The organism is Alteromonas sp. H02, assembly GCF_059682525.1.
The window spans coordinates 2075422-2097833 of the sequence record NZ_CM185021.1 but is presented as its reverse complement, the minus strand read 5'-3'; the positions used below and the strand labels follow the sequence as shown (position 1 = coordinate 2097833).

22 protein-coding genes and 1 tRNA gene are annotated in these 22412 nt (G+C 49.8%); 12 read left to right on the top strand and 11 right to left on the bottom strand.

The genetic code is table 11. The annotated features are described in order from the left end of the window. Positions 1-78 precede the first annotated feature (78 nt). Positions 79-1026 (top strand): septation protein IspZ, encoded by a 948-nt coding sequence (locus AC566Q_RS09620; RefSeq protein WP_499616152.1) that lies wholly within the window; start codon positions 79-81, stop codon positions 1024-1026. On the opposite strand, the gene AC566Q_RS09615 is transcribed toward AC566Q_RS09620, so the two are convergent. The 3 genes from AC566Q_RS09615 to AC566Q_RS09605 are packed head-to-tail and all read right to left on the bottom strand — an operon-like array spanning position 1013 to position 5027. Then, the gene (locus AC566Q_RS09615) at positions 1013-2080 is read right to left on the bottom strand and encodes a lipocalin-like domain-containing protein (RefSeq protein ID WP_499616149.1); all 1068 of its coding nucleotides are present in this window, start codon (positions 2078-2080) and stop codon (positions 1013-1015) included. The genes AC566Q_RS09620 and AC566Q_RS09615 overlap by 14 nt on opposite strands. Beyond that, complete coding sequence (locus AC566Q_RS09610) at positions 2077-4362, bottom strand: FtsX-like permease family protein (RefSeq protein ID WP_499616146.1); 2286 nt, start codon at positions 4360-4362, stop codon at positions 2077-2079. Before AC566Q_RS09610 ends, AC566Q_RS09615 begins: the two co-directional genes overlap by 4 nt. A gap of 11 nt (positions 4363-4373) precedes the next feature. Beyond that, positions 4374-5027: an ABC transporter ATP-binding protein gene (locus tag AC566Q_RS09605; protein ID WP_499616143.1), complete on the bottom strand. Its 654-nt coding sequence runs from the start codon at positions 5025-5027 to the stop codon at positions 4374-4376. A 132-nt stretch (positions 5028-5159) separates the two neighbouring features. Here AC566Q_RS09605 and AC566Q_RS09600 point away from each other — a divergent pair, with 132 nt between their 5' ends. From AC566Q_RS09600 to AC566Q_RS09585, 4 genes are all read left to right on the top strand, one after another. Beyond that, positions 5160-5288 carry a hypothetical protein gene (locus AC566Q_RS09600; RefSeq protein ID WP_499616140.1) on the top strand — a complete coding sequence of 43 codons (129 nt, stop codon included), beginning with the start codon at positions 5160-5162 and terminating at the stop codon, positions 5286-5288. Between the two features lie 224 nt (positions 5289-5512). Then, entirely contained in the window at positions 5513-7990 is a 2478-nt protein-coding gene (locus tag AC566Q_RS09595) for a DUF1592 domain-containing protein (RefSeq protein WP_499616137.1), read from the top strand. Next, positions 7959-9314 (top strand): DUF1552 domain-containing protein, encoded by a 1356-nt coding sequence (locus tag AC566Q_RS09590; RefSeq protein ID WP_499616135.1) that lies wholly within the window; start codon positions 7959-7961, stop codon positions 9312-9314. The genes AC566Q_RS09595 and AC566Q_RS09590 overlap by 32 nt, the downstream gene beginning before the upstream one ends. 10 nt (positions 9315-9324) lie before the next feature. Then, on the top strand, positions 9325-10425 hold the full coding sequence (locus tag AC566Q_RS09585) for an ankyrin repeat domain-containing protein (RefSeq protein ID WP_499616132.1): 1101 nt from the start codon (positions 9325-9327) through the stop codon (positions 10423-10425). Here the strand turns inward: AC566Q_RS09585 and AC566Q_RS09580 are convergent. Beyond that, positions 10370-10597 (bottom strand): DUF2271 domain-containing protein, encoded by a 228-nt coding sequence (locus AC566Q_RS09580; RefSeq protein WP_499616129.1) that lies wholly within the window; start codon positions 10595-10597, stop codon positions 10370-10372. The two genes, AC566Q_RS09585 and AC566Q_RS09580, sit on opposite strands and share 56 nt — an antisense overlap. A 168-nt stretch (positions 10598-10765) precedes the next feature. Here AC566Q_RS09580 and AC566Q_RS09575 point away from each other — a divergent pair, with 168 nt between their 5' ends. Further along, positions 10766-11041 carry a hypothetical protein gene (locus AC566Q_RS09575; protein WP_499616127.1) on the top strand — a complete coding sequence of 92 codons (276 nt, stop codon included), beginning with the start codon at positions 10766-10768 and terminating at the stop codon, positions 11039-11041. A 337-nt stretch (positions 11042-11378) separates the two neighbouring features. Further along, the gene (locus tag AC566Q_RS09570; RefSeq protein ID WP_499616124.1) at positions 11379-13319 is read left to right on the top strand and encodes a RecQ family ATP-dependent DNA helicase; all 1941 of its coding nucleotides are present in this window, start codon (positions 11379-11381) and stop codon (positions 13317-13319) included. A 519-nt stretch (positions 13320-13838) separates the two neighbouring features. On the opposite strand, the gene AC566Q_RS09565 is transcribed toward AC566Q_RS09570, so the two are convergent. Continuing rightward, positions 13839-13915: transfer RNA gene (locus AC566Q_RS09565), tRNA-Val, on the bottom strand. Positions 13916-14029: 114 nt separating this feature from the next. Then, positions 14030-15106 (bottom strand): patatin-like phospholipase family protein, encoded by a 1077-nt coding sequence (locus AC566Q_RS09560; protein ID WP_499617437.1) that lies wholly within the window; start codon positions 15104-15106, stop codon positions 14030-14032. 341 nt (positions 15107-15447) lie between these two features. Between AC566Q_RS09560 and AC566Q_RS09555 the strand changes: the two genes are divergently transcribed. After that, positions 15448-15960, top strand: a complete 513-nt coding sequence (locus tag AC566Q_RS09555; protein ID WP_499616121.1) for a PTS glucose transporter subunit IIA — start codon at positions 15448-15450, stop codon at positions 15958-15960. An 11-nt stretch (positions 15961-15971) separates the two neighbouring features. Here AC566Q_RS09555 and AC566Q_RS09550 read toward each other — a convergent pair whose 3' ends face one another. Beyond that, complete coding sequence (locus tag AC566Q_RS09550) at positions 15972-16403, bottom strand: OsmC family protein (RefSeq protein WP_499616119.1); 432 nt, start codon at positions 16401-16403, stop codon at positions 15972-15974. A gap of 297 nt (positions 16404-16700) precedes the next feature. Between AC566Q_RS09550 and AC566Q_RS09545 the strand changes: the two genes are divergently transcribed. Genes AC566Q_RS09545 through AC566Q_RS09530 form a run of 4 tightly spaced genes read left to right on the top strand, consistent with a single transcriptional unit; the run spans position 16701 to position 19037 of the window. Continuing rightward, positions 16701-17048, top strand: a complete 348-nt coding sequence (locus AC566Q_RS09545; RefSeq protein ID WP_499616116.1) for an ArsC family reductase — start codon at positions 16701-16703, stop codon at positions 17046-17048. Next, a complete protein-coding gene (dapE, locus tag AC566Q_RS09540; protein WP_499616114.1) occupies positions 17048-18175 on the top strand; it encodes a succinyl-diaminopimelate desuccinylase in 1128 nt (375 codons plus the stop codon). The genes AC566Q_RS09545 and dapE overlap by 1 nt, the downstream gene beginning before the upstream one ends. After that, positions 18172-18855 carry a M15 family metallopeptidase gene (locus AC566Q_RS09535; protein ID WP_499616111.1) on the top strand — a complete coding sequence of 228 codons (684 nt, stop codon included), beginning with the start codon at positions 18172-18174 and terminating at the stop codon, positions 18853-18855. Before dapE ends, AC566Q_RS09535 begins: the two co-directional genes overlap by 4 nt. Then, on the top strand, positions 18852-19037 hold the full coding sequence (locus AC566Q_RS09530) for a DUF2897 family protein (protein ID WP_499616108.1): 186 nt from the start codon (positions 18852-18854) through the stop codon (positions 19035-19037). The genes AC566Q_RS09535 and AC566Q_RS09530 overlap by 4 nt, the downstream gene beginning before the upstream one ends. Before the next feature lie 11 nt (positions 19038-19048). On the opposite strand, the gene AC566Q_RS09525 is transcribed toward AC566Q_RS09530, so the two are convergent. From AC566Q_RS09525 to AC566Q_RS09510, 4 genes are all read right to left on the bottom strand, one after another. Then, on the bottom strand, positions 19049-19369 hold the full coding sequence (locus AC566Q_RS09525) for a heavy metal-binding domain-containing protein (RefSeq protein ID WP_123325731.1): 321 nt from the start codon (positions 19367-19369) through the stop codon (positions 19049-19051). Beyond that, positions 19366-19779 (bottom strand): HIT domain-containing protein, encoded by a 414-nt coding sequence (locus AC566Q_RS09520; protein ID WP_499616105.1) that lies wholly within the window; start codon positions 19777-19779, stop codon positions 19366-19368. The genes AC566Q_RS09525 and AC566Q_RS09520 overlap by 4 nt, the downstream gene beginning before the upstream one ends. After that, on the bottom strand, positions 19772-20800 hold the full coding sequence (astE, locus tag AC566Q_RS09515) for a succinylglutamate desuccinylase (RefSeq protein ID WP_499616103.1): 1029 nt from the start codon (positions 20798-20800) through the stop codon (positions 19772-19774). The genes AC566Q_RS09520 and astE overlap by 8 nt, the downstream gene beginning before the upstream one ends. 109 nt (positions 20801-20909) lie before the next feature. Then, positions 20910-22235, bottom strand: a complete 1326-nt coding sequence (locus tag AC566Q_RS09510) for a putative bifunctional diguanylate cyclase/phosphodiesterase (protein WP_499616101.1) — start codon at positions 22233-22235, stop codon at positions 20910-20912. Positions 22236-22412 lie beyond the last annotated feature (177 nt).

Here is a 22412-nt window from a genome sequence, read left to right as displayed (position 1 = left end):
ACTCCCATTTTTCCGGAATAACCCTGATCAGACGCAACGTTGTTGCGTCAAACTCCCCGGTTTTTAAGGAGAACTCTGATGCGATTATGGACCTATCGGCGTCCTTTCTACTATGACAACAGCAACTATGAAGCCCACTATTCGTTTTCATTTACTACTTATACATCGCGGCTGTATAAAAACGGACACCTGATTGATGAGTTAACCGGTAACTTTATCGACGAGCTAAAAGTACTTACCCATAATGTCCAATCTGATGACGCAGGCAATACGCTAAAAGTGTCGGTGGGCTATATCAACTGGCTGACCGTTGGCATTGAGGTTTACCATAACCATGAGCGCATCTACGCCAGTCACCCGGATAACGACATTTACTTTGCCGATAAGAAACTAAAAAAACTCGCCGGTACCCACGCACAAGAGACCGAAACACTCAAACAGGAACGCCAGAAACAAAGTGAACAGTGGCGCAAGAACAAACACTCTATCTTCGCCGATATCGGCTTAGGCGCGGCATTTTTTATTGTGTCCAAAACAACCGGCGACTTAACCGTGGCGGCATTTACCAGCATCGCTTTAGGCTTAGCTCTGGTGGTGGTACAGCGCTTTGTTAAAGTTGACTTACTCGGCGGCTTTGCTGTTTTTGGCACGGTTATGCTGTTGATATCCGCATTGTTATCGCTCACTTTCGACAGTGAGTTATTTGTTCAGCTAAAAGGCACAATAATGGGAGTGCTGGGCGCACTGGTATTGCTAATCGATGGCGTATTCCGTAAAGGAAAGTACTTCGCCCCTCGTTTTGAGCGTTACCTGAATGCACCGATACAACATCAGCCATTTGTAATAGGGCTGAGTGTTCTCGGGCTATTAATGGCAGGCATTAATTACGCTGTGGCGATACTGCTTACCGAAGATCAGTGGTTAACCTACACCACATTTATTGATATGCCCCTCTATCTCATTTTGTTCTTTATGCTGATATCGAAAACAAGCCAAAAAGAAGCGTCCGAAATCAGTAACCGGTAAGCTCCATATAGCCCTTACCGGCATGGCTGCCGCCAAAGGAAATTGCCCCTTCGTAATAAGGAAAGCGGCTGTGATTCCACTGATCGGTTTTAAACGCTTTAGTAGTAATGTCGATTTGCTGAGCGGGAATGCTAATTTGCCACTCAGTAGGGATATCCCGGCCCGCGACTTCACTGGTGTTAAGAGGTAAAATCTGCAGCTCGTTAGGACCCAGCGGTTGCGGTTCGCCTTGAGCAGTGATTAATGTACCTGTGGTGTATGACTCGCCGCCATCCACATACATGGTAAAGGCCATCAGTTTTCGCCCGTCGTCAAAATGCAGTGAAAACCAGTCCCAACCCAGCGCGTCCTCGTCGGCCAGTTGTGATGTCCATTCGTGATCGTACCAACCAAGGCCGCTAACCTTATGGGTTACGCCATCTAAAATGATCTGGCCGCTGGCGTTAATAAACGTCTGGCTGTAGTAGTAAGAACGATAACGTCCGTCACCGGTTTTAAAACTCACGCCCTGTTGGCCGTGTTTTACAAACGGCTTATCGGCAGTTAGTTTCAGTGTTAGCGCCGCAGGGCCAGAGGTGGTATTAAGCGCTGCAGGAAATAACGCTGCCTCCCGCTTACTTTGCCACTGCCAGTTATCAATATAAAACGCTACTGGCGCAGAACTAAAGCTGGCGATACCGGTACCCTGTTGAGCAAATTTTTCATCAAAATAATGCTGAGTCTGAGTGTGCAACGAGGAGTGCCCCATCCAGACATTACCTTCGCCCCAATTTGAGGCTAATTCAGGGCGGGCAAATTTGAACAAGGTAAACTGATAATTAAACGGCTCACCTGCCTCGTTTTCCATCAGTAACGTAAGGTACCACCACTCAATCTGATAGCCCTGATGCGGTGCGTGATCGGCGGGTAAAGACACAGGTTGTGCAATGCTTACCTGCGCCTTATTGTCAGCTTTAAAACCGCCAAACAGTGAAGCACGGTTGTCTTGTTGAGAGTGCAACGGCGCTGAAAAAGCACAGCCCAGTCCCAGCAGTAAAAGCCATATTCTGTTCATAATGCCTCCTGCTGCGAATAAAATCGGGCCTGTAACCTGCCAAGCGGCAATGCCATGAGTAGCAATAAGAGACCCAGCCCGATTAGCAAACTTTGCATAATAATCATCGGATCGAGGATTAACGGGTAAGTCCAGTGAAAGGCAAAACGATTCACCTTATTCACCAGCAGCCAGGCCAGTAACAGCGCAAATGGGAGTGCCAGCAGCGCACAACTCACCGCAATAAAACAATACTGCGTAAACAACGACAGCTTGATACGCAACGGGCTGACGCCAACGCTGCGCAGCAGCAACAACTGCGGCTTAATATCCATCACCAGCAGCGTAATCGATACAAAAAACGATAGCGCGGCCACCAGCATAGTGACCAGGTTTAACGTGTCAGTGGTTAAAAATGTGCGGGAGAACACCATCATCGACTGCTCAATCAGGGTGCTTCGCGGGATAAGACGTGCCGACTCACTCTGCTCGTTAAGCCAGCTTTCGAGCGCAGCCTGCTCTGAAGACGAAGCAAAAGCGGCATACGCTGAAATCAACTCATACTCACCAGAGAGCAATGCCTCTGGCAGCAACACCTGCGCTTTCGGGTTACCGTAATCCGGATACACGCCTACTATTTCAAAGGCCTGCAACCCGGCGTTTGAAGGCAGGCTAACAGCATCACCGGTGTTAAGCCCCTGCCGATAGGCAAATTGTTGATTAATGAACACACCGCGCTGTGCATAAAAGGCAGACCAGGCATTGGCTGACTCACTATCAAGCATTAAGTACTGCTGATATTCAGCGCCATCGGGAAAACTGCGTAGCTCAAGGGTTTGCCCATTAACGCGGACGTCTTTGCCATAACGGGCTAACAGTGGCACCGGCGCGCCCTCTTCGGCCGACAAATCCCCTTCAAAATCTGTGTAGAGATAAAACGGTGCAAACAGGCGTTGTTCCAGCCATTGCTCGGTGGCCTGGCGAAAACTGTCGACCATCACATTCATGCCAATATTGGCCGCCAGCGCGATAAAAAATGCACAGGCCGCCAGTCTGGTGCGCTGCGACAGACTCACCGCATTGTGCATGCTCCAGTGCAGTAGCGGCTTTGTTGTACTTATCCGCTGTGCAACCAGGCTCATTAACTGCGGCATCAGCAACACCACCGTAGTGCAACCGGTAATTAAAACCAGACCAATGTATAAGAGTGCCTGTAACTGGCTGGCTACCAGCCACGCACCAAGCGCCACTAACATTAAGCTCAGCAACAGCCAGACGTTATAGAGCGGTTTTAAACGCCGATTAAACGCCGCCACCAGATAACTGCGCCGGGCCAGACTGTGGGCCAGACGTTGCCTGATCAACAGCCCCATTATCATCACTGCTATTGCACAAAACACCACGGCCAGCAACATCAGTCGCGGTGTGGAAAACTGACCACCGCTAAACTGCCCGTCCAGTAAAAACCGGTAAATGTTACTCAGCACCGGCGTGATAGCACTAACCAGCGAAGCCCCGGCAAATACTCCGCCAACCGCGCCAACCAGCGCCAGGATAAACATTTCTAGTTGCAACACCCGGAGTAATATTGCCTGACTAACACCCAGCTGGCGCAGCTTTACCAACACCGGCGTGCGCGCAGCCAACAGCAGATTAAAGGCATTAAATACAATAAAAATGCTCACCAACACCATCAGCGCGCCCATGGCCCACAAATTGAGGCTGAAACTGTCACTCAGATTGTTGGCGGAGGAAGTCAATTCAAAGGGCGCTAACTGAAGGTGTGCAGGGAGTGATTCTTCGAGCAGCTTATACTGCTCGGGAGACAGCGCCCCCATTACCAGCAGGCCGCTTAGCGGATGGGTTTGTAATGTAACCTCGCTACGGTAAAACTGATTGATATCTTCAATACCATTGAGCGCGGCCTGGTGTGCAAAGCTGTTTTGCTGTGATGTACCACCATTAGTCTCTGGCAGCAGATTAAACAGCGTAACCGTATCAACCGCTAGCCGATCACTGGTTTGAGTGTAAGCCACTAAGGCGTTAAGCCCCTGTCGCCGCAGGTGAGCATAATCAGAGCGCGTAATTGGGTTATTTTCACTACGCGAAACGACACGAAAATTAACCGGTACGTCCCCTAAGACAAACTGCTTTAACTGCGAAGACGCACCGGCATTGATAAGTGTTACGGCAGTGAGGCCAGCGCTGGCAATAAAGATGGCCACGACGATTAGCAATGGCTCCCAAAACCGTCGCCGATAGGTGGCCAGTTGGGTGCGCAGTGCCAGGATAAGAACTCGCATGGCCCGCGACATTATAGTTGCGCTAACCGGCCCTGATGGAGCCGATACTGAGTTTGAGCACCCCTGGCAACATCCGGGCTGTGAGTAACTACCACCAACGCAGCGCCCTGCTCCTGACAGTAATTAAATAGCAACTGGCTTACCACATCGCTGGTTTGCTCATCAAGGTTTCCGGTGGGTTCATCAGCAAGCACCACATCAGGCAGGTGGTTAAGCGCGCGGGCAATAGCTACCCGTTGCTGTTCGCCACCGGAAAGCATACTGACCGGCGCTTTGTGCCGCTCCGCCAGCCCCAGTTTGTTGAGCAAGGTTTGCTGACGTTCTGCGTTGTAGTTACCTTTTAAGCGGGCAGTAAAAGCCACGTTATCCCAAACGTTAAAACAGTCCAGCAGATTAAACTGCTGAAAGATAACGCCAAGGTGTTGCATTCGAAACGCATCGGCAGCATCCTGAGATAAACGCTCTATCGCCTGGCCGGCAATCACAATGGTGCCGCCAGAGCTTTGCTCGAAGCCCGCCAGTAGCGCCAGTAAGGTAGATTTCCCGCAACCGGATGCACCCTGAATACTCACCGACTGACCGGCCGCAACTTCCAGCGAGAGCTGGTCGATGATAGGGGTGGTTGAACCAGGGTAGTGTTTAAGGAGACCAGATACTGCGATCATTATTCGATTTTATTCCTTAATCGACCGCACCTAACGAGGCGCTGTATACCTCTAGTTTAACGTAATTTAATCCAATTAAGATTAATTACAAGCTCACAAGATGAGCAACATCAATTCATTAGGCAAACCGGAGTGAGTTACCTGCCATTGGTTTTCGCTTATCGCCGTAATGCCAGACATGCCCGCGAACAATCGATCAATGTGGTGCATCAGACTTTTGCTCCGTTTTTACCGGTAATTAAAATGTTAATCGCCGGGTAACACTAATACTTTATCGGTATTCTATCGTTTTAATTTAAGTATCAGATAGTTAGCAATAACGAACCCGTTTAGACGGGCTCCAGCCTCTCCGGCTCACACAAACTGATAACATCCTGCTGAGGTAACCATCTGATTAAAAAGACATTTGGCATGCAAACTGCTACTTCCCAAGACTTATTCGTGAAACGCGCTGTTAGCACTGCAGTTGCGCTAAGAGAGTGCAAATGGTCTTTTATCTCTCCCCAAAGTTGGGCTTTTCCCTGAGGCGTTCCGGCCTTTTTCTGACTTACTGGTTATTCGCTCTGGTATTGAGTCCTTATGCCTTTTCCCAGGAGCTGGCATTTACCCGCGATCTGGCTGCCGACATCATCGACGACCGATGCGAAACCTGCCACAACGACTACGAGTTTGCCGGGAACTGGTCTGTGGCCGATATTCATGTGAGCGATATTACCAAAGGCAAAAATCAAAAGCTGTGGGAAGGCATTCTTAAATCGGTTGCCATGGGCGATATGCCACCGGCCGATAAAAAACAGTTAACCGCACGGGAAAAAAGCGCTTTTCTGAACTGGCTGGCAGGCTCGCTGGATGATTACAGCGCGGCCAATCCTAACCCAGGCAGAGCTACCTTAAGACGCCTGAACCGCAACGTATACGCCCGCTCAGTGCAGGACCTGCTGGCGTTGAAAGTGGATATTACCGACTCCCTGCCCGGCGATGATTCCGGCTATGGTTTCGATAACAACGCCGATGTACTGGGCGTGTCCACCACCCTGCTTGAACGCTATTTATTTGTGGCAGGCAAACTCAGCAAACTGGCTACCGGTACGGCAGGCGATACTGCCGGTAAAGAGAGCTACATGGTGCCTAAAGACGGCCCGGTAAAAAACAGCGGCGTGCCCTCGTTTGATCTACGCATGAGTGATGCGCTGCCGCTGGACTCGAGAGGCGGCGGCAGTTTTGAATTTTATGCACCGGTTAGCGGGTTTTACGAAATTGCCGGCTATTTAAATGCCAATACCAACAATGAAGTCGACCGGCTTGATATTCATCGCTATAGCCACACACTAACGCTTAGCGCAGGCAACCACCAAATTGGTATGAGCTTTCGTAAAGACCTGGCACTCAGCGAACATATACCCACCGTCCGCAAAGGCACCGACCATGTAGTGCTGCCCGACAGGGAGCCGGAAACACTGGATCTCGATTTTATTGTAGATGGCGCTCGCCGCCATTCAACGCAGGTGCCGTCTTACCACCTATCGCCTCGTTTTTCTCAGGCTGCCTTTTTACGCGATGTACTGGAGATAGAGGTTATCGGGCCGCTGGATTCAGACCAAACCAATGCCTCATGGCACACTGCCAGCACCCGCAAAATTTTCAGTTGCCTGCCTGAGGCCGAAGCCACCGCTGAGTCAGAGCTTAATTGTGCCCGGCAAATTATCAGCCGGTTAACCACTGAGGCTTATCGCCGCCCGGTCAACAACAGCGATATAAAGCCCTTACTGGCCATTTTTGAACGCGCCCGCAAAGATGTCGGCTTTCGCGCCAGCATCGCCACCACATTGCAGGCACTGCTGGTATCACCTCAGTTTTTATACCTGCAGGAAATTCCGCCTGCCGATGTTAAGCCTGGCAGCGTTTACCGCATTAGCGATACAGAATTCGCCGCCCGGCTAGCGTTATTTTTATGGAGCAGCTTGCCGGATGAGGAACTTACCGCTCTGGCCAGTGCGGGTACGTTAAGAGAGCCGCAGGTGCTTAAGCAGCAACTCAAACGCATGCTGGCATCAGACAAAGCCAGCGCGCTTACCGATAACTTTGCCGGACAATGGTTGTATTTACGTAATCTGCCCTACCATTTTCCCGATGCATTTGAATTTCCAGAGTTTACTATCCCGCTCAGGCATTCCATTCAGCGCGAAACGGAACTGTTCTTTACCCGCATTCTGAAAGACGATTTACCCATATTCGACTTTTTAAATGCCGATTACAGTTACCTTAATGAACCGCTGGCAAAGCATTATGGTATCGACGGCGTGAAAGGCTATGCCTTACGCAAAGTCAGTTTAAGTGACCAATCCCATCGCGGCGGATTGCTGGGCCAGGCGAGTATCTTAACCCTGACCTCCAACCCCAATCATACCTCGCCGGTCAAGCGTGGTAAGTGGATCCTGGATAACCTGCTCGCGGCCAGTCCTCCGCCACCGCCGCCGGACGTGCCCGCACTGGTTGCCGAACACGACGGTATGGCGCTGTCGGCCAGAGAACAACTCAAACGGCACCGGGCTGACCCGGTGTGCGCCGCCTGCCATGTACGCATGGATCCGCTCGGCCTGGCGCTTGAGCAATACGATGCCGTGGGCGCTTTTCGTACCCGCTATGCCGACCAGGCCATTGATGCCAGCGCTACCATGCCCGATGGCACTCAATTTGAGGGCCTGAGCGGTCTTCACGATGTCCTGTGGGACCGACGGGAGCGCTTTACCCAGGCCTTTATCGACCGTCTGCTCACTTACGCTCTGGGCCGCGGATTAGAAGCCTACGATCAGCCCGTCATCCGCACCATTGCAAGACAAGCCAGTGACGATAACTACCGCATTCACAGCATTATCGAAGCGGTTGTTACCAGTACACCATTTAACTTTAAAAAAGCACCAGAGGCCGCTAATGAACCACAACAAGTCGCTAAAGCGCCGTAATTCAATGTTATCCCGCCGTACCTTTTTAAAAGGCCTGGGCGTTAGCATGGCGTTGCCGGCAATGGAATCATTGGTGCCTGCTGCCATGGCCAAATCCCTGGAACGACGACCTAAACGGATGACCGTTTTTTACTCGCCTAACGGCGTAAGAATGCAGCGTTACACACCGGTAACTGCCGGCAAAAATTACGCGATGACGCCCATTTTAAAGCCCCTTGAAAAAGTACGTGATAAGTTTTCGGTTATCTCGGGTCTGGCCCATTATCAGGCCAGTGCATTCGGTGCACCGCCGGCCGGCCATGGTCGCAGTTGCCCGGCCTTTTTAACCGGAGCTCATGCCAGGGCCACCGAGGGTGCCGATATTCGATGTGGTATTTCTGCCGATCAGGTAGCCGCCAGTTACTTCGCTAAAGACACGCAGCTCACCTCGCTGGAACTGGGTATTGAGCCACCCAGCTTAATGGGCAGTTGCGATATTAATTACAGCTGTACGTATACCAACACCATTTCCTGGAAGAGCCCTACTCAGGCGTTGCCCGCCATGGTCGCTCCCAGCGATGTGTTTGAGCACCTGTTTGGCGACGGCAATCACATTGACGAACAAACCCGCCAGATGCAACTGGCCCATAAAAGCAGCATACTCGATTTTATTAACGATGAAGCCAAGCGGGTAAATAAACGGTTAGGCGTTAACGACCGGCATAAAATGGCCCAATACCTGGAATCCGTTCGCGATGTGGAGCGGCGTATTGCCAAAGCGCGGGAAACGTCCATCGAAATGAATCTGGAAGGCTTTATCGTACCCGCTAACACCCCTGTGGATTACGAAGAACACGTGAAGATCATGCTCGACTTGCAGATGCTTGCACTGCAAACGGATATGACCCGGGTGAGTACCTTTATGCTCGGCCGGGAACTGAGTAATCACGCCTATAACAATCTGGGTATTCCAGACGGCCATCATGCCCTGAGCCATCATGCCAATATGCCGGAAAAAATCGATAAACTGGTAAAAATAAACGCCTATCACATGCAGCTGTTCGCCGATTATCTGGAGAAAATGGCCAGCATCCCGGACGGAGAATCTACTCTGCTCGACAATACCTTTGTGATCCGCGGCGCTTGTATGGGTGAGTCGAATGAACACGATCATATGGATTTACCCATCATACTCGCCGGTGGCGGTCTGGAAGGGAACCGGCATATTGCCACTCCAAAACATACGCCCATGTGCAATTTACTGCTTTCGGTTTTGCAGCAAATGAACGTACCGGTGGAAAGCTTTGGCGACAGTACCGGGCCGCTGGACGGTTTGATTGCCTGAGGAGTAAGCAATGAATTCAATCACTAATTTCCCGATTAAGGCTCTCGTGGTTGCGCTGGGCATTGCCGCGTTATCGGCCTGTCAGTCTGAGTTACAGACCACCGATGCGAGACCTGCGCTAACCAGCCAGCAACACGATAGCCTGCTCATAGAGGCCAAACAGGCCATTCTGGCTTCTGATATAAGCCGACTCACAGAGCTTAGTAGCCAGATTGACGTTAATCACCCGTTACCTGATAACGCCAGCTTGCTGGCCTGGGCAGTGGAAACTCAGGACCCGAAACTGGTTAGCCTGTTACTGGCAAACGGCGCTAATGCTAATCCCACCGGCGGTAACCGCTTTACGCCTATCATTCAGGCCTGCCGCTACGGCAACACTGAGATCATTAACGCGTTACTGGCAGCCGGGGCAAACCCTGGTGATGCGGTGGAAGACGGCACTACGGCACTCCATTTGTGTGCGGGTTCAGCTAATTATGAAGTATTGGATCAGATGGTAAGCCTGGGCGCAGATATCCATGCCAGCAATGAGCATGGCCAAACCACGCTGATGTTTGCGGCTGCCAAAGGGAACGCCCACAGCCTGCAATATCTGGTGAATGCAGGCGCCGATATTAATGCACAAACTCTTGCGGGTTATAGCCCGCTATTTTTTGCTATCAAAAGTCAGGATAGTACAACGGCTCAGATAGCTATCTCACTGGGCGCCGACATATTTGCAGCCGCAAAAGATGGCACTACAGCAACGCAACTTGCGGTATATGCGAAAAACTACGCATTTTTAACCTGGTATATGAGTGAACTACCGGCATTGATGGATGAGCAAAGCATTGATACCGTTGTTTCCGCATACGACCGGGATGGCTATCAACTGCTCCATGCCGCTGTTAAAGCCAATCAGCCACAGATGGTTGCCAGGCTGCTGGCGCTTGGCGCTAATCCAAATCAGCGTAGTGAGCCATCAACCCTAACGTGGCGATACGAGGCCAACTTTAAAACCGAAAACTATATTCCACCACAGCTGACGCCCCTGGAAATTGCCGAGCAAAATAATCTCACCCCCATTGTAGAATTGCTGCAACAGAACACCCCGTCACTGGCGGGTATTTAATATCGGGTAAATTAACGTTGCCGTACCGGCCGGCTTTTCGCCACCACCGGCGTATATCAACCAGCCATTTATTTTTGAGCTGGCTGTCTGAGTGAAACAGCGCCAGGGTTCCACTGGCTTTGTTTGACGCCACTAAAATAGCAGCATAAGGGCGCGTTATAATTGACGACATTAAACTCAGGTAATTTAAAATTTACGGTTAACACAGAAGAAGAGCACGTAAACAAGAAAGTGGTTATAAAGATTTAAGCCGATGCTTTATTACCTCAACTGTTAGAAACGTTCCCGCCTGAGTAACCAGATCCGGTTTTCAGATAACATCATTCGCTGGCTGCTATTTTTGGCCGTTACGCGTGGCAAACAGCAGGCCGGTCGATTTGGGTTTGAACTGATCCGCGGCCTGAACATTGGCAGCATCGCCAGGTTAGTGACCGCTTGCGGTGCCTATTTCTGGGCCTCCTGGAGCCAACATATCTTGCTGATCGCTCGTTGTGGGGAAATCTGGACCTTTTTTACCATCTGGGCTGTCGGTATTGTTGCGGCTTTAATTTGGCGCGATCACAAAGATTGGCTGGTTCAGCTAGTCGCGGGCGCTTTGCTGTTTAAACGAGTTTGAGAGCACCATAACGTTGATGACCGCTGTTCCGCACTCTTAATATTCCTGTCACATCATCCTGGCGTGGTTTTTCAGCCCGCCAGCAACAGACTATCCACAAGGAGCCCAATCCTGACTTACAGCCCTTAAACGCGCTTCAAACAGGCTCCATGTGACAAGCCGAATCAACGATCGTCGACAAAATTCAATACACCTTGAATTGCCCTCGAATAATTTAACGTATTAAAAAGTACAGTTTTGCAGCAGCGCGATGCTTTATCAGTATTAAAGTGATACCGTAAATATCGACAACAAGAAACCTTAACATCAGCAGAGCCTTAAACACATTACAGCCACTATGCATAACCTGACACAACAGCTTGAGAACCAGTTCGGATTTTCTCATTTCCGCGAAGGCCAGCAACAAACGATTGAGCAATTGCTTAACGGCCACTCTACTCTGGCGGTATTCCCTACCGGCTCGGGCAAGTCACTGTGCTATCAGTTTACCGCGACACTGCTCCCTCACCTCACCCTGGTCATTTCACCGTTAATTGCGCTGATGCACGACCAATTGACCTTTCTGCGTAAAAAAGGGATCCCGGCAGCCAGCTTAGACTCCACGCAAAGTAACGAGGAAGCGCAACAGGTGATCCAACAGGTACGAGAGGGTGAATTAAAGATCTTAATGATTTCAGTTGAACGGTTTAAAAACGAACGATTCCGCCGCTTCATTGAAACTGTGCCAATATCGATGCTGGTGGTCGACGAGGCGCATTGTATCTCTGAATGGGGGCACAATTTCCGACCTGATTATCTAAAGCTCCCGCATTATCAAAAACAGCTTAATATTCCCTTGGTACTGCTACTTACCGCAACCGCCATGCGACGAGTACAAAAAGACATGGCACTGAAGTTTAGCATTGCCTACCCGCATATCGTACAAACCGGTTTTTACCGACCAAACCTGGATTTGGATATTGTCCCGGCTAATGACCATAATAAACAACAGTCGCTACTCACAGCACTAGAACGAACAGAGGGCGCAGGCATTGTGTATGTGACTCAACAGAAAACAGCGGAAGAGATAGCCACCTTTTTAATGCAGCGTGGTTATAATGCCTGCGCCTACCATGCCGGGCTGAATAGTGACCTTCGCAGTACCATTCAAACCCGTTTTATGACAGGTGAAACTGCCATTATTGTTGCCACTATTGCGTTTGGAATGGGTATCGATAAACCGGATATTCGTTTTGTGATCCACTTTGATTTACCAAAATCCATCGAAAACTACAGCCAGGAAATTGGCCGCGCTGGCAGAGATGGCCTACCCAGCCGCTGTATTTTACTGGCTGGTCTGGATGGCTTAAATGTGCTGGAGAATTTTGTTCTTGGCGATACGCCTGAGCCGCATGCTATTCAGGCACTGTTGCATGATATTGCCACCACTGCCCAAGACAACCAGTGGGAAACGCAGTCTTACGGGCTTTCACAGTTAACCAATATACGCGCCTTACCGCTTAAAACCCTGCTTGTTCAGCTCGAGTTATGCGGCGCTATTCAGGCAAAATACAGTTATTACGCAGACATCAAACTAAAATGGCAAACCCACCCTGAGCAAATCAGCCAGGCACTGCCGAATGAACAGCAGGCTCTCTTTCACGCTATTGTCCGGCACACTCGGTTCAAAAAGGTTTGGGGTGAGCCTGATTTTACGCAACTTCACCAGCAGGGGTTCAACCGAGACACGGTGATAACGCTTCTTAATCAACTCGCCGATGCCAACCAGCTTGTGGTGGAAACCAAAAAACTAACTGACGTCTACCGCGTTGAGCCAGATCAGTTAACGGCTAAGTTAGCCACGCAACTCCAACTTTATTGCGAAGCCAACGAACAATCGGAATTAGCCCGAATCGCCACCATGTTGCGATTTTTTAACTTAAACCGCTGCCTTAATCATAATCTTGCACTGTATTTTGGCGACAAGAACGCGCCGGAGCGATGCGGGCATTGTTCGGTATGCCGCAGTCAGGTGCTGCGGCTCGATAAAAACGAAGATAGCGTCAATCCCTCGTTACTGACTGAGGATTTACGGGAGATCCAATGCTGGCTGTCTCAGCAATCGCCGGATATCCACGTAACTGCTGCACTGCTTACACGTTTTGCGGCAGGATTAACCCAGCCGGTATTTACCAAACTAAAAGTCCGCCAGCACGCGCAGTTTGGTAAACATGAAAATGTGTCTTACAGCACAATACTCGCCTGCGCACAAAATGTGCTGACTAATCCGTCACATTGAATCAGGGCGCCGTTTTCGTAATCAGCTGATTAGCCCGAAAGCTCAGCAATGCACCACAAGCTATTCATAAATTAAAATACGGTTGGAAAGCCTGCTGTCAAAACCGAAAACAGGTAATGACGAGCATTCAGTTCGGTAGAAGTTGATTTAATCAGACCGCAGCAACATGTAAGGCCAGTCGCACAATAAGCGCGAACTGGAAAACTCTAGTTTAGAACTGCGTCATTAAAGGGGAAGTGGCCACGACTTACACACACGAACTTACAGTCCCTTTCATGAGATCCGAGCACTGGCGATCCACCTTTTTAAAGAGCAGCACATTAACCCGCAACAACGTGCAGCGCATACCAATGCAAGAACCACAGAAATATATTTAAAAGGGCACGTTGAATGGAACCGTCTAGAGGCCGCTGAGATAAAAATCGACTAATACTGGATTTTGGTACAATAGTGGGACTGAAATGGGGCGCTTTATTGTCTTAAAAACACAGGGTGTTACTTTTAAGGCCAGTAAATAGATGGTGCGTCTACCCTGATTCGAACAGGGGACCTCTACCATGTCAAGGTAGCGCTCTAACCAACTGAGCTATAGACGCAAATCTGAACGTCGGTGAATACCGAGTGGCGCGTATAATAGCTATGCCCCCGCCACTGTGCAAGCATAAATTGCGAGAATTGCTTTAATTGCCTGTAGTTTAACCAATCACAAGTTAACTTGCCCGGCACAGGAAAGGCAGCGGCTGGATAACATCCATAATATTGCCCTTCCGATAGATATCCGCAAAACATTCACCCAAGCGATCTGACTCGCTGATTACCGTTTGCCAGTACTTAATACGGGTGCTGGCATCGAGCTTTTCGAAGTCTTTTCGGTCGGGAATTTTGCCATAGGGCAAGGATGCAACAAACTCATCCGATGGCACCAGCATCACCACATTGTCAAAACTGCTGGCGTGGGGGATACGTCGCTTAAGCGCTTTGTCGAACCAACCGGGAATGGCCCGGGGATAAAAATGCGGGTACAGCACCAGGCCCTCCTGAGGACCGAACGATAAATCAAAGTGATAATCGATGATCCCGCCATCGCGGTACATTCCCTCTGGCGCTGCCACCATGCGCTCTACCCCGTCAATTACCAGTGGGATTGAGCCAGAGGCTAATAAGGCGTCTTTTACGTTATTAAAGCCCAGTTCGATATATTCGGTGTTTAACTGATATGGATCGTTAATCTGCAATTCGCTGTCCGGGGCAGAAAAGACACTGCGGGTATACAGCTTTTTGAGTAACCGGCGGTTCATAGTATTCGCTGCCGCACTCACTCCCAGGCCGAGCATCTGGCGATACCGGCCGTAATGCTGCATTAAGCCATGGCAGCGAGCGGCAATTACGTGAAGCTTGAACCGTCTGTTGGTAAGTACCTCCATTACACCATTACGCCCCATCACATAATCGATCAGCTCGCGGGCTTTATGGGTGATTTCTCCGGGGCCAGGTTTAGGTGAATACACGGTTTGAGAATAGTGTTCGGCCAGCCGGTTAATGGCGGCAACTGGATCGCGCTGAACGAAACAAGCCGAACGAAAAGCGCCGGCAGAGGAACCAATAACATTAACCGGTTGTGAAGAGCCCGCAAAAAACGCCGGAAACAGGATCCGGTCGATCCCAGCCAGCACAAACCACTTGGGCCCGCCCGAGGCGCCCAGCACATGAAAGAATAAAGCAGGCGTCAGCCCGTGTTCACGAATACTTGCCAGTGCAGCTGGCCCGGCATAAATGGAGAGCGGCATTCCCAAAACGGTATGTACCTTTACGGTTAAATTATGATTTTATTGCTTAATCCTACCCTAATGGCCTGATCAGGTAAATTGCCCTGAGGTACAGGTTTTACTCACCATAAAAAGTTGTGAAAAAGTCTGGATTCCTGCTCTGATTTATGCCCATCAACATACTGAACATATATTATACAGCCAGATAAAATCATTATTTTCATAAACTTACAAGTTACCACATAACTACTCAACAAAGTTATCCACAGATATAGTGGATAACCTTTGCCTGGTAAAATAACACTTGGGTTCGGATTTTGGTTAAGGTATAAATGATGTGGAATTAAGTTACCCGGCCTTTTATGACCTTCTCCATTGCCAAACCGCTCAGTTTCTCAGCACCCGCTTCCGGCGAAGCGGTAATGCGGCTTAATGCGCCTGCTACCGGCGAGGTATTGCGGCTGGATGAATTGCCTCATCCGCTGCTTCAGGCTGGTCTTACGGGCACTGGCGCTGCTATTAATATGACCACCGGTGAAGTAAGTGCGCCAATAACCGCAGTGGTTCAAAATATTAATATTGCCAAAGCGCAATTAGTACTGGTGCACGCCAAAGGCCTTAAACTTCAATTACAAATCGGTCAGCCTGGTGAGATTAGTTACGGAGAGAGACTTAAATGGCTGGTTAAAAAAGGCCAGCGCTGTGAGGCCGGAACGCCTTTGCTACAAAGCGATCCATTGTGGATAAAACAGCAGGACGCACTTCCGGTGTGCGTCCTGACTTTATTAAATGCTGGCAGGCTCGGTGCCATCGTTTTAACCTCCGACCCGAAGATCAGAATCAATGACGATGATTTTCTCACCCTTTACGCCTGAGCCATCACCCATTATTTATTCAGCGTATGTGTCAGGGTAATTTCGGCATTCAGTACTTTGGAAATCGGACAGTTATCTTTTGCCCCGCCAGCAATTTCCTTAAACTGTGCTTCCTCGATGCCATTAACCACGGCGTCGAGTACCAGTTCTGATTTTACCACGCTAAAGCCGTCGCCATCTTTTTCCAACGTTACGTGCGCTTCTACAGATAGTTCGCCATCGTCAAAGCCCGCGTCGGCCAATGCAAATGATAAGGCCATGGCAAAGCAACTGGCGTGGGCACTGCCCAGTAGCTCTTCCGGGTTGGTGCCCGGCTCGTCTTCAAAGCGGGTATTAAAACCATAAGGTTGATTTTTCAGTGCTCCGCTCTGGGTACTGACTTTACCTTTCCCCTGTTTGCCCAGTGGCTGATAATGTGCAGATGCCGTTTTTACAATACTCATCGATGACCTCCGATAGTCTGTTTGAAGCCGGCGCTGAATCGGCCGACAATAATGATGTATAGTCGATGAAGCATGTGTCATGCCGGTGTGGGCAAATGCCCTGCAAGCCTTTACTGGCAGGCAATGAGGTTATCTTTGCAGTATCAAATAGTTAAACTCCGGCGGCTGTCTGTGTCATAATTACCGGCATTGCACAAAATTTTCATACTGGCAGTGTCTTCTTCGCTCAGCCGATTTTACAGCTTGAGGTGGTCAGGATAGACTTGCCAGCATTTATCGATTCAACGAGGCAACAGCATGACGGTAGTGATGTACGGTATTCCCAACTGCGATACCATCAAAAAAGCAAAAAACTGGTTAACTGAGCACGATATTTCTTTCACATTTCACGACTATCGCAAACAGGGTGTGCCCCAGGACGTACTGTCTGAAGCGCTTAACGAGCTTGGCTGGGAAAATGTGTTAAACAAGCGTGGTACCACTTACCGCCAGCTCTCCGACGAACAAAAAGCAAACCTTTCGGCATCCACCGCGCTGGCATTGCTAATAGACAATCCGGCGATGATTAAACGCCCTTTACTGGTTACCAATAATGCCATGCACCTGGGCTTTAAGCCGGCGCAGTACGAGGAGATCTTTAACTAATGACCGACGTACTCGAGTTAACCAAAGAGCTGATTAATCGCCGTTCAGTCACTCCTGAAGATGCCGGTTGTCAGGACTTTATGAAAGCCTGGCTGGCAGAATCGGGCTTTGAAAATGAAACCATGGTGTTTGAGGATACCACCAATCTGTGGTCCCGCCGTGGTAGTGATGGCCCGGTATTTTGTTTTGCCGGTCATACTGATGTGGTTCCCAGTGGCCCGGAAGATGCCTGGCAAACGCCGCCGTTTGTAGCTACCGAGAAAGACGGCAACCTGCATGGCCGTGGCGCAGCCGATATGAAAGGTTCGTTGGCCGCAATGCTCGCAGCTACCCGCCAATTTGTGGCGGATTACCCGGATCACCATGGCAGCATCGCCTACCTTATCACCAGTGATGAGGAAGGTCCGTTTATTAATGGTACAACCCGGGTTATCGATACGCTGGAAGCCCGTAACGAAAAAATCACCTGGTGCGTAGTGGGCGAACCCTCCAGTACCGATATTGTTGGCGATGTGGTGAAAAATGGTCGTCGTGGCTCACTTACCGGCGATTTGGTGGTAAAAGGCATTCAGGGGCACGTGGCCTACCCGCATCTGGCGCGTAACCCGGTACATCAGGCTGCCCCAGCTCTGGACGAGCTGGCACAAGCCCATTGGGATAACGGTAACGACTTTTTCCCGCCCACCAGCTTTCAGATCTCCAATATTCACGGCGGCACCGGTGCCGGTAATGTGATCCCCGGCGAACTGCATGTGTGCTTTAACTTCCGCTTCTCAACCGAAGTCACCGATAAGCAGCTTATCGCTAAGGTAGAAGACATCCTCGACAAGCATGGCCTGGAATACGAAATAAAGTGGACCTTTAACGGTCAGCCTTTTTTAACCGACCACGGCGAGTTGTTAACCGCCACGCAAAAAGCCATTGCCAGTGAAATGGATTTTGATACGGTTTTATCTACCGCTGGCGGTACTTCAGACGGGCGGTTTATTGCGCCTACCGGTGCTCAGGTGGTTGAATTAGGGCCGGTGAATGCCACCATCCATAAAATTGATGAGCACGTGCGGATTAAAGACCTGTATCATCTGGAGCGCATTTACTATCGCCTGTTGGAAAACCTGCTGACATGAACCTGGAACAAGCCTGGCTCGGGCGCGATGACAGCGCCCTGATTAACGTAGGTGAACAGCATTGGCTGCTGCCAGCAGTAGCCGAAGCGTTTAACGCTATGCAACAGCATGCCCGCGAGACCGGTCAGGATATGCAAATTGTTAGCAGCTATCGTAACTTTAACCGCCAGTTGTCTATCTGGAATCGTAAATGGCGTGGCGAATTGCCACTGTATAACCATCAGGGCGAGCAACTCGATGCCGCTTCCTTATCAGACCAGGAAAAAGTGTACGCTATACTAATCTGGTCGGCCCTGCCTGGAGGCAGTCGTCACCATTGGGGCACCGATCTGGATGTTTATGATAAAGCCACCGTAGACGCCTGTGGCGGCCAGTTTGATTTGGTTGATGCAGAATACCGCCCGGGTGGGCCTTGTTATGCGCTGGCCCAGTGGATGGATAAACACCTGGCAGACTTTGGCTTTAGCCGGCCTTTTTTGCAGGATAACGGCGGCGTTGCCACCGAGTTATGGCATCTCACCCACCGCAGCAGCGCGGCAGCGTTTGAAGCCCGACGCAATCAACAAGCACTTTATGAATGCTTAAGCAACGCGCCCATGGAAGGTAAATCCACGGTGCTTGCCATGCTGGACGAATTATTCAGCCGTTTTGTGTTAAATCAGGGAGTACAGCAGCGATGAGCATGTGGGTGGTTATTGGTATTATTGTTGGTGTTCTGGGCATCATCATTAGCAATATTATGTTGCTGAAATACAGTGCGAAATTCAAAATGCCAAAGGCCTATACGCCGCCGGAAGTGCCCGGTAAAAAACAGGCAGAAGCAGATAGCGGTGAGGAATCGGAGCAAAAGCGCTCCGACTAGCGTTAACGCTATCAGGCAACCGTCACCGCTGTGCCACTGATGCTTACCATCAGCATACTGTTTTTGTCGCCCAGCACTTCGTAATCCAAATCGATACCCACGACGGCATTGGCTCCCATGCCCAGAGCTTCTTGTTCCAGCTCGCGAAAAGCAATCTGCCGCGCTTTGGTTAGCTCATCCTCGTAAGATCCCGAACGCCCGCCCACGATATCACGGATAGAGGCAAACAGATCCTTAAAAATATTGGCGCCCATAATCGCTTCGCCAATCACAATACCGTGGTAGCTTTTGATCTCTTTACCTTCAATGGTCGGTGTTGTCGTTAATATCATGCTGATCCCTTAAATAGTACTTGTTGTAATTGTGCGACCTGGCGGGCCGCCTCCGCATCGGTATATTTTACGGCGGGTAGTTTGCCCCACACAGGAGCCGGCCAGCTTGGGTCGTCATGAAAACGCACCACATGATGAATGTGAAGCTGAGCCACCACATTACCTAAAGCGCCGATATTCATTTTATGGCCAGCGTAATGCTTCATCATCGCTATTGCCACAGTGCGACTTTCGGCACAAAACTGCAGGTAGTCCTGTTCATCTAAGTCGGCCAACTCCACCAGTTGTGGGCGCCGGGGCACCAGAATAAGCCAGGGATACTGGCTGTCATTCATCAATAATACGCGGCATAAGGGTAAATCCCCCACTACCAGCGTGTCGGCACCAAGTACCGGGTCCAGTTCAAACATCCAGTTTCTCCACTGTGGTTGGCACCACGGTTAACAGTGCCCGCTGGCCTATAGCCACTTTTGCATTAGGGAATACTATCGCCTCACCTTCGTGTTCGGCCACGTATTCGCAACCAGGCTCAGAGGCTAACACCTCGCCTTGCTTAAAATCGGTAAAATTGGGGGTATCGTCATCGAAATGCAGTTTAAAATCGGCATGATGGCGGTTAATCACCTGATTGACCCGGTAAATCAGCAAGCTGTCCACGTTAACCTCTGGGGCATAATCGGTTTCGCTGAGCAAGGCAATTAAAGATGCCCGGGCCGCGGCAAAGCGCGCCATATCATTTTCGCCAAATGGTCTTACTTTACCCAGCTCTACGGTAAACCCGCGGGCTTTACAGGTAGCGGTAGAGAAATAACTAAAAGTCGTGGTGGGTGCTGAGGACAGCAGGAACGTATGGACCCCACAGGCAGCCAGAAAACCAAACTGTTTGGCGCTGTGTTCACGCTCGTCATCAAGATACGGCATGACCACAAACTTTTCGTTCTTGGAGTCACGAATAGCGGTGTGCAAATCATAGTGAAGTTTTTCATCGCCCTCGCCAGCCTGACTGAAGAAATCGATAACCGTTTCTTCAAGAAGCTTTGCCCGCTGACACTCTGCGTTACTGCCCTGTTGCCAGGCGCCACTAAACAGCCGGTTCATGTTTTCTTCAACAAAACGTTTACCAATATTCATGGCTGGCAGATTGCCAAAAATCAGCAATACGCGGTGTTTAAGCTGCAAAGCGCCAGTTAACACTGCATCCAGAATATCTGAGCAAATTTCAATGGGAGCGGTTTCGTTGCCGTGCACACCACAGGAAAGCACTATGTGCTTGTTGCCGGCATCAACTGGTTCGATAACGATAATACCAGGTGCCGAGACCACCACTTTATCACCGGAGGGTAACGCCCACTGCCGGGTTTGCACAAAGGTGTCGGGCTGAAAACGGGAAAGGTGCAGAAACTGGCCATTCGCCAGATCGGAAAGTTCCATATCAAGTCTGTGTTAAGTCCTAAAATAACGTAGGAATAGTTTAGCGCGATAGCACAGAGGATAACAGCAACACAAAAAGTTGTTAGAAAAGAACTGTCAAGCTGGCGTTTCAGCGATGACTGGCAGCTACCACTTTACGCCGGGAAGGCGAATCGCCAACGATAATATCGCCGTTCGCCAGACGCACAAATTCATGACTCGGGATGGCTTTGGAAAACAGGTAGCCCTGCCCCGTTTTGATGCCAATTTCTCTAAGTACATGCAGTTGCTCTATGGTTTCCACGCCTTCGGCAATCACTTCGCAGTGTTTAGCATTGCCAATCACCCGGGCCGCTTCAATGATGGCTTTATTCACCGGGTTATCACTCAACTCCATTACAAAGGTTTTATCAATCTTGAGCGCATCCAGAGTAATTTCTCGAATATACGCCAGATTAGAATACCCTTTACCGAAGTCGTCCACGGCAATCTTAATGCCCAGTTGATGAAGTTCGGCTAGCTGCTTTTTCACCATCAGTGAATTGGACACCGCAATGTCTTCGGTGAGCTCGAGTTCAAGACGGGACAGATGGATATTGTGTTTGTGACTTAAGGATTTGAGATTGGCAATCAGGCGGGTATCGTATAACTGGGTTGGGGAAATATTCACTGATAAGGTGATATCAAGCCCCTGCAGGTCAAAATCCACCAGGCCTTTTAACGCTGTTTCTAACGTCCAGTACCCCAGTTCATTCATCATGTTGTAGGACTCGGCAGCTTCGATAAGCGGCCCGGGAAACAGCAAACCGTCGGTTGGATGGTTCCATCGTAGCAGGCACTCTGCCCCAACGATTTCCAGCGTTTGTAAATTGACCTTGGGCTGAAAGTACAGCTCCAGTTCATTTCTGGCCAGCGCCCGCTTTAAATCTGCTTTTAGTGCAAGGCTGCGACCGGTCTCGGCCTTATCCATCATGCCCAGCAGATAAAAGTTTTCGTATTTGTTTTCCTTTGCCTGCTTAAGCGAGGTTTCAGCCCGTGAAACAAACAGAGTAAGATCAAATTCGCCCTGGGACTTAGACACCACGCCAACATTAAAGTCGGCAATGAACGCATGGCCGTCGTAATACATGGGCGATTTGAAATGCTCAACCAGGAACTCAAATTGTTGCTGTAACACCACCGGCGAGTGAACACCGGGCAACACCACACCAAATACATCACCACTAATGCGGCCAAACTCAAAATCGTGATTAAACAGTCCCTGCAAACGGTTGGCAATTTCCAGCAGGAATTGATCGCCTACCTCAATGCCGAAGCTGGTCGTTACGTCTGAGAAGCGCACCACATCAATCAGCATCAGCGAAAGCTGGTCGTGACGATCCCCGCAATGTGCTATTTTATCGATAAACGCATATCGATTGGGGATGGTGGCCAGCGATAAATGTGTGCGAAGCATGCAGTGATGAAATCCTAAAACAAAATAACGCAAGTTATTGATAATAAACTATAGAAACATTGAACACTCTGACATGCAAGCGCTTTCACGTATTCTTCGCAATACCTTAGTATTATTTACAAATTCGCCTAATCAGGCAGTAAAGAATCCACCTTCTAAAGAAGGTGGCTTTGCGTT